This window comes from Halobacteriovorax sp. GFR8 (genome assembly GCF_050955245.1).
Lineage (GTDB): Bacteria > Bdellovibrionota > Bacteriovoracia > Bacteriovoracales > Bacteriovoracaceae > Halobacteriovorax_A.
Window position 1 is genome coordinate 1,417,701 of the sequence record NZ_JBPBLR010000002.1, and the last position, 12,927, is coordinate 1,430,627.

A 12,927-nucleotide genomic window follows, 5' to 3' on the forward strand; every position below is an offset into this window, starting at 1 on the left:
TGTCTAATTTCTATGCCTTGTTTTCTTCTAAAACGACATAGTCCCCATGGGCCATGATAATAATATCATTCGACGCTGAGTCTTTATTGTGGTGATTTACTGTAAAGTGGATCGAAATAATTGCATTGGCACCTTTTTTAAAAGCGCTTTCTTTAAATTGGTCAGAGAAGTATTCGATTAGGTTAATTGACTTAATATCATTAAACTCGTTACCATCGATGACTTCATTTATCTGCATTGGGCCCAAGCTGTGAGTGATAAGATATCCTGGAACGAAGTGCGAAGAGCTAAGTAGAACATCTTCTTGGTTAAATTCTTTATTGTTTCTTACAAAATGCTTTGATTTATTCTGATTGATTGAGCGTGGCCCTGTTAAACCTCTTTGGTCACTGTGGTCATAATTTGGGCTAGCATGTATTTCATGGGCCAGTCCAACTTTGATCACGCGACAATAGCGACGTAATTTTCCTGCTAAGTAAATAGCACTGAACTCACCAATTTGTGCAATAAGGAGCTGTCCACTTTCAAGGCCTGTACGATAAAGGTCTTCATTATCTCCCAAGAGCCCATGTTCATTCAAAATGGCAAGAATACTCTCATCGTATTGACCAGGAGTTATCCCTTGCATAAGGATGGAAAAAGGAGGATTACCACCAATTGCAACCTTGCCGTATGTTGAGTTGGCCGCAAAGTCTCTGACTTCACCAAAGTCTTGGGCCACTTTAATTTCAGGTGCTACAGTTTCAGGAGTTGCTGTAAGTGGAGTTTCCACCTGCTCATATGCTTGTATTTCTGGTTCAGTTAGCTCTTCTTGCTGAGGGGCTTCTTGATAGGAGTTGTTGTCTTCTTGAGTTTCTTCTTCTTCAAAAGGTGAAAGCTCGATTTCAGCTTCTTCGTCCTCTTGGTCTTCTAGCTGTTCATCTTCTAGTATTTCGTCTTCGTCGTTTTCAAAGTTTTCGAAATCATCAAAACTTGTCTCTTCTTGGCCTTCAGTGTTTTGGTCTTCAAAGCTTGCAAAGTCTTCGTTGAAGTCTGTTTGATCGTCTTCCTGAAAGTCGTTCTGAAAATCGACCTGATTGTCTTCTAGATCTTCTTCTAAAGCATCCTCTTGGTCGTTAAGGTCAGATTCATCAAAGGCGTATTCTGCATCGTCATATGAGTCATCTTCATTATTGTCATTATCAAATTCTTCTTCTGACTCATAAGTGTCATCATCAAAATTTTCTTCTGAATTATTTGAATATTCAAATGGCGCTAACTCGATTTCAGCTTCGTCCGCTTCGTTCTCATTGTTTGAGTCCTCATTAGACTCATCGAGGTCAGCAAGAAGCTTGTCGAGCTCATCATCTCCCTGATGAAGAAACTCAGACAAGTCCTCAATGCGTGTTAAATCGTTCTTGTTATCGCCATCTGACATAGTCGTTATGATCCGTGACAGTGTTTAAATTTCTTTCCTGAACCACACGGGCAAGCGTCGTTACGTCCAACCTTCACTTGTCCACGTGAGCGAGGAGCTTGTGCTTGCGCAGGCTCATCTCGTCCTTCTTCTTCAGCTATTCTCTTTGCTTTTAAGATCTCAAGTTGCTTTTGTAGCTCCTCTTCCTGTTGACGTCTTAGTTCCTCAATCTCTTCTTGAGTATAAAGACGAACAGTAAACATATTGCGAACAACACTTGCTTTTACATCAACACGCATTTGCTCGAATAGGTTGAAAGCTTCTCTCTTATATTCAGTCAGAGGATCTTTTTGTGCGTAGGCCTTAAGGTTGATCCCTTCTTTTAGGTGATCCATATTTCTTAAGTGATCTTTCCAGTGCTGGTCAAAAGTAGAAAGTAGAATTTCTCTTAGAGCAAGTGTTACTTGTCTTTCATCATAACCAGCAAGCTTTGTTTCTAGAATTTCTTTTGCTCTTTCTTCAAAGTACTTACTTACATTACCTTCGAATTTCTCTGAACATTCAACCGCACTTACTTCGTATTCTGTGTTAAAAGTTGCACAGAATCCTGATTTCATGTCTTCCCAAGGAAGGTCCTCAAGAGGAACTTTCTTTTGTGGACGATATGTTTCGTAAAGGTTGTCAGCAACATCTTCAGTCATCTCTTTAACGAACCCTAGGTTGTCTTCATCTGAAAGAATATCACGACGGATACGGTAGATAACTCGACGTTGTTCATTCATGACATTATCGAAGTCAAGAAGGTGCTTTCTTATTTCAAAGTTGTGCGTTTCTACTTTCTTTTGAGCTTTAGCGATGGCATTTGTGATCATTTTGTGCTCAATTGGCTCATCTTCTTCCATCCCAAGAGTGTTCATCACTTTCGCAATACGATCACTACCAAAGATTCTCATAAGATCATCTTCTAGAGATAGGAAGAATTTTGAACGACCTGGGTCTCCCTGACGTCCTGAACGTCCACGAAGCTGGTTGTCAATACGACGAGACTCGTGTCTTTCTGTACAAAGGATATATAAACCACCAAGGGCCTTTACTTCATCATTAATTTTTATGTCGGTACCACGACCGGCCATATTTGTTGCAATTGTTACTGATCCCTTTCGACCTGCATTTTCAATAATACCGGCTTCTTTCCCGTGTTGCTTGGCATTTAAAACATTGTGTTCAATTCCTGCCTTTTCTAGCTCTTGTGAAAGTAGGTTAGAAGAGTCAACTGTAATCGTCCCAACTAGAACCGGTTGGCCTTTTTCGTTTAGTTCTCTTAGAAGCTTAATAATTGCTCTATATTTTGCTTGCTTGTTCTTATAGATAACATCCGCTTCATCAACACGTGCAATTGGAAGATTTGTTGGGATAACAATTACGTCAAGATCATAGATCTTTTTAAATTCTTCAGCTTCTGTATCTGCCGTTCCCGTCATACCTGCAAGGTTTGCATACATTTTAAAGTAGTTCTGGAATGTAATTGAAGCAAGAGTTTGGTTTTCTTGCTTGATCTCAACACCTTCTTTTGCTTCGATTGCCTGGTGTAGGCCATCTGACCAACGAGAGCCTGTTTTTAGACGTCCAGTGAATTCATCAACGATAATTACTTCACCGTCTTTAATGATGTAGTTAGCGTCTCTTTTGAATAAGTGGTGAGCACGAAGTGCTTGGTTTAGGTGGTGAAGTAGAGCAGAGTTTTCGATATCATAAAGATTATCAACTTTCATAAGCTCTTGAACTTTTAAAATCCCTTCTTCTGTAAAAACAGCTGACATTGATTTTTCATCAATCGTGAAGTGTTTTTCAACTGTAAGTTGTGGGATAACTTTATTTGCAACTCCATAAAGAGTTGAATCACCTTCACTTGGTCCTGAGATTAGCAGGGGAGTTCTGGCCTCATCAATTAGAATCGAGTCAACCTCATCCACGATACAATAGTGAAAGTCTCTTTGAACATATTCCTCTAAAGAGAATTTCATATTATCTCTTAGGTAGTCGAAAGCAAATTCGTTATTTGTTCCGTATGTGATATCTGAAGCATATGCCTTCTGGCGATCTTCATCTTCCATATCTGCGATAATACAACCAGTCGTTAGACCTAGCCAATTATAAAGAACACCCATTTCCTGAGCATCACGACTAGCTAGGTAGTCGTTTACGGTTACAAGGTGAGCACCTTTTCCTTCGAGAGCTTTTAGGTAAAGAGGCAGAGTTGCAGTAAGAGTCTTACCTTCCCCTGTCTTCATCTCCGCAATAATTCCTTTGAAAAGAACAATCCCACCGATGATTTGAACATCATATGGTCGCATTCCAAGGACACGCTTAGCAGCTTCTCTAACCGTTGCAAATGCTTCTGGTAGAAGTTGGTCTAGAGTCGCTCCTTCACTTAGGCGTTGCTTAAACTTAGTTGTCTGCGCCTTAAGCTCGTCATCACTAAGTTTTTCCATTTGTGCTTCAAGTGAATTAATTTCATTAACGATTGGCATGAGCTTTTTGATATCGCGATCGTGTTTCGTGCCAAAAAAAGACTTAAGCGGATTAAACATTTAAATTTCTCCTAATTAATCCAGTACATAATAAAGTGGATCCACCGGTGTTCCATTAATGCGAATTTCGTAATGCAAATGGGGGCCTGTGGATAAACCGGAGTTACCAACTTTTGCAATTGGCTGCCCCCGTTTGACCCTTTGGCCTTTTACAACGATGTTTTCTGAATTATGTCCGTAAACTGTAGTTATACCGTATCCATGATCTATTTCAACGTGGTTTCCAAAACCGTAATTTTTCTTTGATGTTTTAACGATACCATCCGCAGGTGCAAGAATGACGGTACCAATAGGTGCACCAACATCTAGGCCCTCATGCATTTTTACTCGTTTTGAGTAGTGACTCATACGAGGCCCATAGTAGGAAGTAATCCAACCACGTGCAGGAAGAAGCGTCGGTGTTGATCTTAAAAAAGACTCGCGATCAAGTAAGAATTGATCGAGCTCATTTACACGAATCTCTAAATCACCTGAAATCTTGCGTAGGATTGAATATCGATAATCAAAAAACGCAAAGTTTTCAGCTAACTTAAAACTTTGTTTAATTAAGCTACTCCATTCTTTTGTAAAGCTATAACCAGAAGTTAATCCAAAGTTAGTTGCAATCTTTCTCTCGTAAAGATCATTGATGTCGCTAAATTCCTCGACACTCTTGAGGTCTATTAGCTCCGACTTAACTTTATCCATTAACTCCTGGTCTCGTTGGGGGATGAGAACAGACTGCGGATTACGAGAAGGGTTCGATGGGGCCGAGTGATTATGGCCGTGATCGCCTTCTTGGGCCTCATGCTCATCAGAGTTTTGCATCACAGGCTTTGTAAGATCAAAATCTTTAAAGCCAGAGATAACCCTTAATTTACTTTCAATTTTTTGAATACGTTCAATATCATCTGTTAATGTATTGAGTTTCATATTAAAAAGCTGAATTTGCTCTTTAAGTTGACGGTTCTCAATGCTTAGGTGACGGTTTTCGTAAACTTGTTTAAGAATTTTAATATAGTCAAAAGTAAGAATACCTATAACTGCTACGATGATAACGATGAAAAATAGGACTGAGTTAAAGATCACGCGTGGAATGCGAAATGACTTAACTCCCTTCTCCTTTTCAGGAATTACCATAATTGTGTAAAAACGACTCAAAATTACTTCCTTGAATTTTCAATAATTTCTGATGTTTATTGTAGGTTTCTTGATAACAGTTTGCAAGACATTAATCCATGACACGTTGAGACGTATAATCGGCCTCAATAGGAGAGGGTTAAGATTAATTAACTACCGCTAAAATAACAGATATATTGTCCTGTCCACCGTGTTCATTGGCCTGCCTTACAAGTGTTTGAGCGCAGTCGTGAATGAGTTGATGACTTAGTTCGTCGTTCTTTTTTATCATATCACTAATGATAAATAGGATATCTTCGTCGCTTAATTTTCCATGAAGCCCGTCAGAGCAAAGAAGAAAAATATCTCCCTTATTCGGTTTGTAATCATAGAGATCGACTTCGATCCCTGATTCAAAACCGACTGTTCGAGACAGGTAATTCTTATTTGGATCATTCGCAGCTTGCTGGCGAGTGTAGATTCCAAAATTGATTTTTTCTTGGATAACTGAATGATCTTTCGTTAATTGAAAGATTTGACCTTGAGTGATGACATAGGCACGTGAGTCACCAACATTTGCAATGCTTGCTTTATCTTCGCCAAAGAGAATTCCAACAACAGTTGTCCCCATTCCTTTTAGAGATGGTTCTGCATCAGCATAACTTTTAATTTTTTCGTTAGCATAGTGAACAGAGTCTTTGAGGACAGAAGAGTTATCAGTGCTTGATGCCTTGAGCTCTTTCACTTTTTCCGCAACATATTTGATGGCCATTGTTGAGGCCAGTTCACCGCCAGAGTGTCCACCCATGCCATCTGCTACGACATAGAGTTTACTTGAATTTCCTACGTATATTGAATCCTGGTTGGTCTCTCTCTTGCGTCCAATATCTGATACGCCGGCACAAATAATTTCCATATTCACCCTTGCAATCCCTCAACAATGCTAAATCTGTAATTCCTATATTTTCAAATGGATACAGATTTTAGTCAAATGCTTTTGTTGGGCATTCATTTTGCCAAATATTTGCCTAGTTATTTTACTGATTACCTGATTGTTTTACGGTGTCAAAAAGTCACTACATATTTTTTTTATAGTTACCTTTGCTTCTACTTAGTTTTTCACGTTATAATATATTTAGGAATTTAGCTTGCATCAAATGCAACTCATGGATGGAGAAGATATGACTAAAATGAATATGAAAGACTTTATGAGTGAGAACTATAAAGTTGAAGACTTTGCTCACTTACACTGGACTGGGAGTTTTCAGGATTACGTAGATCTTGTAGCTGAAGACCCAAGAATCGGACGCAATTCATTCCAAAGAATTTTCGATATGATTATGACTTTTGGAACGAGTACTTATCTAGAATATAAAAAAGAAATCACTCGCTATCACTTTTTTGATGATCCAATTGGAAATGGTAAAGATGCCGTTTTCGGAATTGATGTACACCTAATGAAGTTAGTTAACTTCTTTAAGGCCGCAGCTCTTGGTTACGGAACTGAAAAAAGGGTTCTACTACTTCACGGGCCTGTTGGTTCTGCTAAATCATCAATTGCAAGAAACTTAAAAAAAGGACTAGAACATTACTCACGTACAGATGAAGGAGCTTTATATACTTTCGAATGGTACGATGAAGAAGAGTCTGACATTTTAGGTGGTCAAAAAGTATTTCCATCTCCAATGCATGAAGATCCATTAAAGCTAATTCCACATGAAGTTAGAAAAGAATTCTTAGAAAATATGAATAAGGGGAACAAAGACCACAAGATTAAAATTCGTGGTGAAGTTTGTCCTGCTGACCGTTATATCCTCAATGAATATATGATTAAGTATGACGGTGACTTCATGAAAGTTATGGAAAACCATATCCGTGTAAAGAGACTTATTCTTTCTGAAAAAGATCGTCTAGGTATTGGTACTTTCCAACCTAAAGATGAAAAGAACCAAGATTCAACAGAATTAACAGGTGATATCAACTATAGAAAGATTGCTCAATATGGGTCAGATTCAGACCCTCGTGCATTTAACTTTGATGGTGAATTCAATATCGCTAACCGTGGGATTATCGAATTTATCGAAATGTTAAAGCTTGATGTTGCTTTCTTATATGACCTACTTGGTGCTTCTCAAGAGCAATCAATTAAGCCAAAGAAATTTGCTCAAACAGATATTGATCTTGTTATTCTAGGCCACACAAATGAACCAGAATTTAGAAAGCTTCAAAATAATGAGTTTATGGAAGCTCTACGTGACCGTACTGTAAAAATTGATATTCCTTATATTACTCGTCTTGATAATGAAGTAAGAATCTATCAACGTGACTTTAACGCTGAAAAGATTCCTCATGTTCACATCGCTCCACACACTCTTGATATGGCAGCTATGTGGGCCGTCTTAACAAGAATGGAAGAACCAAAGAAAGCAGATCTTACACTTGTTCAAAAGCTTAAGCTTTATAATGGTAAGACGCTAACAGGTTATAATGAAGATAACGTAAAAGAACTTCGTAAAGAAGCTGTTAGGGAAGGTCTTGAAGGGATCTCTCCTCGTTATATTCAAGATAAGATTTCAAATGCGCTTGTTAAGTATGGACATACTGGTTCTCTAAACCCATTTATGGTTTTCAACGAACTAGAGTCTGGACTTAAGAATTCAATGGCAAATAATCCAGAAGCAGTAGAGAAGTATCGCGAGATGCTAGCAATTGTTCGTCAAGAGTATACTGATATCGTTAAAAACGATGTTCAAAAAGCTATCTCTCTTGATGAGACTGCAATTGAAACTCTATGCGCAAATTATATTGATAACGTTAAGGCCTACACTCAAAAAGAGAAAGTTCGTAACAAGTACACAGGTAAGCTTGAAGAAGCTGATGAGCGTTTCATGAGAAGCATTGAAGAGAAGATCGACATTGCTGAATCACGTAAGGATGACTTTAGACGTGAAATCATGAACTACATCGGTGCTCTTGCAATCGAAGGTAAGCAATTTGATTACAAAATGAATGAAAGACTACACCGTGCACTTGAACTTAAGCTTTTTGAAGATCAAAAAGATGCGATTAAGCTTACAACAATCATCTCAAATGTTGTTGATAAAGAAACACAAGAGAAGATTGATGTTATCAAGTCTCGTCTAATTAAGAATTATGGTTACTGTGAAATCTCAGCAACCGATGCTCTTAATTATGTCGCTAGTATTTTTGCTAAAGGAGACAGTGCTAAGTCTTAGGACTTAGCACCTCCACAACTGGAGAGTTAATGGATCACCCGATTAAAAGAGACCACGCACGTTTTCGTAAAATTATTAAAGGAAAGGTGCGTGATAATCTAAGAAAGTATATTGCCGGCGGTGAGATGCCAATTCCAAAAGGTAATGGCCAATTTAAGGTTCCAATGCCTTCTATCAACACTCCACAATTTCGTTTTGGTGACAAAAGCCAGGGTGGGACAGGACAAGGTGATGGCCAACCAGGGGATCCTGTCGATGGACAGGGAGAGCCTCAAGAAGGTCAAGGTGAGCCAGGTGAAGCTGGTGAGGGGGAAGGAGAAAAGGCCCTTGATGTTGAAATGAGCTTAGATGAGCTTGCTTCAATACTTGGCAATGAACTTGCGCTTCCTAAGATTGAACCAAAGGGAAAGAAGAATATGCAGTCAACTGTAGATCGCTACACTAGCATCGGTACAGTTGGGCCAGATTCATTAAAGCACTATAAGAGATCTTTTAAAGAAGCCTTAAAGCGTCAGATCGCTATGGGGACTTATGATCCGAAAAACCCTGTCGTTGTTCCAATTAAAAGTGATATGCGCTACCGTTCGAGCGATTCAAAGATTGAATTTGAAAACTCTGCGGTTGTTATTTATATGATGGACGTATCGGGTTCAATGGGTGATGAACAAAAAGAAATTGTTCGTACAGAATCTTTTTGGATCAACCTATGGCTTAAGTCTCAGTATAAAGACATTGAGATTCGCTATATCATCCACGATGCTACGGCAAAAGAAGTTGATGAAGAGACATTCTTTAGAACTCGTGAAAGTGGTGGGACTCTTATTTCGTCGGCCCTTAAGCTTTGTAAGGATATGATCGCTAGTGATTATAATTCAGACGAATGGAATATCTATCCTTTCCATTTTTCTGATGGTGATAACTGGTCTGCCGAGGACACTAAGGTTTGTCTTGATATTTTAAAGAATTCAATCATTCCAAATTCAAATGCATTCTTCTATGGACAAGTTGAATCTCGTTATGGTTCAGGTCAATTTTTTAAAGACCTTGCCAAAGAGTTCGGTGAAAAACATGAGGATGTGATTTTAAGTAAAATTAAAAATAAAGAAGCAATCTTAGATTCAATAAAAGATTTTCTAGGAAAAGGTAAGTAAGGCGTGACTCCAGTAATAAGTAGTATGGAAAGAACAAAACCACTTAGTGGTGAACTTGCAAGATTAAGAGATGAAGTACATGGTTATGCGCTCGAGTACGGACTTGATTTCTATCCTGTTGTTTTTGAAGTTTGTGACTATGATACAGTTTGTATACTAGCTGCAAATGGAGGTTTTCCTTCTCGCTATCCACATTGGAGATTCGGCCTAGAATACGACCGACTTGCTAAAGGTAACAAATACGGATTTCAAAAAATATACGAACTTGTGATTAACACAGATCCTTGTTACGCCTATCTTCTAAGTTCTAATCGCTATGTTGATCAGAAGCTAGTTATGGCCCACGTTTATGGCCATGCGGATTTTTTCAAGAATAATGCTTGGTTTAGAGGAACTGATCGTCGCATGATGGATGTTATGGCCAATCATGGGACAAAAGTTCGACGTTATATGGACAAGTATGGACAAGACCGTGTGGAAGAATTTATTGATACGGTTCTTTCTTTTGAAAACTTACTTGATGTAAATGTTCTTTTCCAAAGTGAAGAAAAGCAGAAAACATCGGCCGATGAAGATTTTGAATTCAAAGATGATCGCTCACAAGTGCTACGCTCTTTCATGAATTCTAAAATGGCCAGAGTGGGACTTGAAGAAGGAAAGGAAGAAGTTAAAAAAACAACTCTAGAGCTTCTAGATGAAGAGATACGCGGTACACGTGATATCATGAAATTTCTTATTGATCATGCCCCAATTGAAGATTGGCAGGCCGATATCATTGGTATCTTAAGAGAGGAGGCGTATTACTTTCTACCTCAAAGAATGACTAAGATTATGAATGAGGGATGGGCCTCTTATTGGCACTCTAAAATTCTCACAAAGAAGGCGCTAAATAGTTCAGAGATCATTGATTTTGCCGATATCCACTCTGGAGTTATGGCCATGAGTAAGCAAAATATTAATCCATATAAGATTGGTATTGAGCTGATGCGTGATATTGAGTATCGTTGGGATACTGGTAAATTTGGTAAAGAGTATCAAGATTGTACCGATCTTCACAAGAAAGAGAATTGGCATATCGAAACTAATATGGGACGTGAAAAGATCTTTGAAGTAAGACGTACTCATAACGATATTACTTTTATCGATGAGTTCTTCACTGAAGAATTCTGTAATCGTATGCAACTTTTTACTTATAAGTATAACTCACGTACTGGTCGAAATGAGATTGAAACTCGCGATTTCAAAGAAATTAAGGCAAAGCTTCTAAATCAATTAACGAACTTTGGTTCTCCAATTATTGAAGTAGAATCTGCAAATCATAAGAATCGTGGAGAGTTACTACTTCGCCATGTTCACCAGGGTGTTGATCTTGACCTAACTCAGGCCCAAGATACGATGGCAAATATCTACAAGATTTGGAAAAGACCTGTATCAATCACAACAGTTGTGGAAGATAAGGCCATTGTTTATCAATTTGATGGTGTTGAATTTAAAGAAGATAAGTAATCGCTTTATTAATTAGTTGTCTATATTGCTTGTTGACCTAAAAATAGTTTCAAGTAAAATTGAAGTAACTTTCAATATTGAAAATTTAAAAATTTAAGTCAATTTAGGAATATTCATGCTTTTAAAAAGTACTTTCTTTGTTTTATCACTATGTCTTTCAATTCAAGCATTAGCTGCAATTAAACTCAATTCAGGACGTGGTGACATTTCATTGATAAGTAAAAATCAATCACGTCAAATTGATGCAACTAAAATATCTAGTGATATAAACCTACTTCAAGATACTCTTATTATTACTGAAGATAACTCTTATGCACGTCTCTCAAATGATCGCGGTGATTCTCTTATCATTGGCCCAAATTCAAAGGTAACAATTGAGCTTATTAATGCGCCTGAAGGAGACTTTATCTCACTTCACGCTGGGATTATAAGACTGAATGTAAAAAAACAAAGGAAGGTTAGGGGTTCTCGTTTTGATCGTCTTTTTGTGAGAACAAATAGCGCTATTGTTGGCCTAGAAAATACTGATTCTCTAGTTCTCTATAATATCTACAATAACGTAACAGGAACACTGACGTTTACTGGAAAAGCAAATATGAAGCGAATTAACCGCTCTCATAAATTCAGTGCTGGTGAAAGACTCGTATTTAGAAGAAGCCTTAATGAACAAAAAATTAAATTTAAGTTTCGTACAAATAATGAAATTAAAAACTTTAGCAAAGAGATTAATGAAGTTCTTTTTGGTGAAAAATTAAAGGATGTGGCAACAGTTGCTCGTGGCCAGTATAGTGCTACATTTCACGAATCAAGGCCAGTTTCTATGCCTGTTAAGTTAAACCCGTTACAACTATCAAGGCTTTATTCGAATAATCGTTTAGATATGACTGTTTACTCTGAAGATACTGATAGTGAGGAAATAAACTTATCTCCATATCCACTTTCTGGTAATCTTTTTAAACCTGCTGAACAGCGAAGCTCGTATCGTGGCCAGTACTCAAGCTCACAAAAGAGGTATGCGCCAAAGGCCGGAGGATTAGTTGATCTAGTTTCTGGTATTTATATTCCACCTGAAAAGAATGCGACATTCAATGAGAATTATCGTGTCTATGAAGCACGCGAAATTGGACGCATCAACAGTTCTAATGGAAACTTTATCGCTCCCAAAAATCTTACTCTCGATCCAAATCGTGGGTTTCTTGTGGTTAATAACACTCACGAGTCAATTCAAAAACAAAGTGAATTAAATGACCTTTTAAAATCAAACTTACTCCTTGCAAGTTATAAAAAAGTTAGTGGTAAGAAGATGACGATGGCCGAAAGGTTTTCTTCAAATATTGTGGGACTTTCTCTTGTGAATCAGGGCCATACATTTGGATATGATAGTGGTGATTATGAATTAGGTAAGAGGGGAATTGAGCTTAGCTTGGCCCTTATGGGCAACGGAAGTTTTCGTCCATTTGCCAAATTTAGGTTACTAAATGAAAATTTTGCTAACACAGGCCTTTCAAATAATATTGAACGATTTTATCAGATGAATCTAGGAATCGATTATCAATTTGGTGAATTATTCTATGTTAGCGGACAACTTTCAATTGATGAAGAACCTATTGTTTTGAATGCTACTTCAAGTATTGTGAGTGCAACTTTAACCAATTTTATAGGGGAATTTGGTGTAAAAGTTTTCAACTTGAAAAAGCTTGATCTCTTTGCTCGAGCTGGTGCTCAGTATAGTTTGGCCAATGCTGATGATGGCTTTGATATTGAAAGTGGTATGGGATTTTACTTTGGTGGTAAGCTCGATTATTGGCTTAATCGTTATAGTTTTATCTTCGCAGAATTAGATTATTTAACACACTCTTTCTCTATCTCTGGTGGTGGAAATGACAGTGATGTGGATATGAGTGGAGCTATGATTAACTTTGGCTACCGCTATTCTTTCTAGCTTTATT

The 12,927-nt window shown here is 37.8% G+C and carries 8 protein-coding genes; 4 read left to right on the plus strand and 4 right to left on the minus strand.

The window, feature by feature from the left end:
• Window positions 1–10: 10 nt before the first annotated feature.
• The 4 genes from ACRXC1_RS07315 to ACRXC1_RS07330 all read right to left on the minus strand — a co-directional run bounded on the left by ACRXC1_RS07315 (window position 11) and on the right by ACRXC1_RS07330 (window position 6,001).
• On the minus strand, window positions 11–1,417 hold the full coding sequence (locus ACRXC1_RS07315) for a hypothetical protein (protein ID WP_433657674.1): 1,407 nt from the start codon (window positions 1,415–1,417) through the stop codon (window positions 11–13).
• A 5-nt stretch (window positions 1,418–1,422) separates the two neighbouring features.
• Window positions 1,423–3,987, minus strand: a complete 2,565-nt coding sequence (gene secA, locus ACRXC1_RS07320; protein WP_392908209.1) for a preprotein translocase subunit SecA — start codon at window positions 3,985–3,987, stop codon at window positions 1,423–1,425.
• Window positions 3,988–4,002: 15 nt separating this feature from the next.
• Complete coding sequence (locus ACRXC1_RS07325) at window positions 4,003–5,127, minus strand: M23 family metallopeptidase (RefSeq protein WP_433657676.1); 1,125 nt, start codon at window positions 5,125–5,127, stop codon at window positions 4,003–4,005.
• 124 nt (window positions 5,128–5,251) lie between these two features.
• Window positions 5,252–6,001, minus strand: coding sequence for a Stp1/IreP family PP2C-type Ser/Thr phosphatase (locus ACRXC1_RS07330; RefSeq protein ID WP_433657678.1), 750 nt, complete (start codon window positions 5,999–6,001; stop codon window positions 5,252–5,254).
• A 265-nt stretch (window positions 6,002–6,266) separates the two neighbouring features.
• Between ACRXC1_RS07330 and ACRXC1_RS07335 the strand changes: the two genes are divergently transcribed.
• The 4 genes from ACRXC1_RS07335 (at window position 6,267) to ACRXC1_RS07350 (ending at window position 12,920) form a co-directional block, all read left to right on the plus strand.
• Entirely contained in the window at window positions 6,267–8,321 is a 2,055-nt protein-coding gene (locus ACRXC1_RS07335; protein ID WP_392908216.1) for a PrkA family serine protein kinase, read from the plus strand.
• A 29-nt stretch (window positions 8,322–8,350) separates the two neighbouring features.
• Complete coding sequence (locus tag ACRXC1_RS07340) at window positions 8,351–9,472, plus strand: DUF444 family protein (RefSeq protein ID WP_433657680.1); 1,122 nt, start codon at window positions 8,351–8,353, stop codon at window positions 9,470–9,472.
• 24 nt (window positions 9,473–9,496) lie between these two features.
• Window positions 9,497–10,978, plus strand: a complete 1,482-nt coding sequence (locus tag ACRXC1_RS07345; RefSeq protein WP_392908220.1) for a SpoVR family protein — start codon at window positions 9,497–9,499, stop codon at window positions 10,976–10,978.
• Window positions 10,979–11,093: 115 nt separating this feature from the next.
• Window positions 11,094–12,920 (plus strand): hypothetical protein, encoded by a 1,827-nt coding sequence (locus tag ACRXC1_RS07350; RefSeq protein ID WP_433657683.1) that lies wholly within the window; start codon window positions 11,094–11,096, stop codon window positions 12,918–12,920.
• Window positions 12,921–12,927: the final 7 nt, after the last annotated feature.

What these genes read in the sequence shown, in the direction of transcription:
- ACRXC1_RS07345 (WP_392908220.1), top strand. Translation starts at nt 9,497, where the DNA reads ATGGAAAGAACAAAACCACTTAGTGGTGAACTTGCAAGATTAAGAGAT.
- secA (WP_392908209.1), bottom strand. Translation starts at nt 3,987, where the DNA reads ATGTTTAATCCGCTTAAGTCTTTTTTTGGCACGAAACACGATCGCGAT.
- ACRXC1_RS07330 (WP_433657678.1), bottom strand. Translation starts at nt 6,001, where the DNA reads ATGGAAATTATTTGTGCCGGCGTATCAGATATTGGACGCAAGAGAGAG.
- ACRXC1_RS07315 (WP_433657674.1), bottom strand. Translation starts at nt 1,417, where the DNA reads ATGTCAGATGGCGATAACAAGAACGATTTAACACGCATTGAGGACTTG.
- ACRXC1_RS07340 (WP_433657680.1), top strand. Translation starts at nt 8,351, where the DNA reads ATGGATCACCCGATTAAAAGAGACCACGCACGTTTTCGTAAAATTATT.
- ACRXC1_RS07350 (WP_433657683.1), top strand. Translation starts at nt 11,094, where the DNA reads ATGCTTTTAAAAAGTACTTTCTTTGTTTTATCACTATGTCTTTCAATT.
- ACRXC1_RS07335 (WP_392908216.1), top strand. Translation starts at nt 6,267, where the DNA reads ATGACTAAAATGAATATGAAAGACTTTATGAGTGAGAACTATAAAGTT.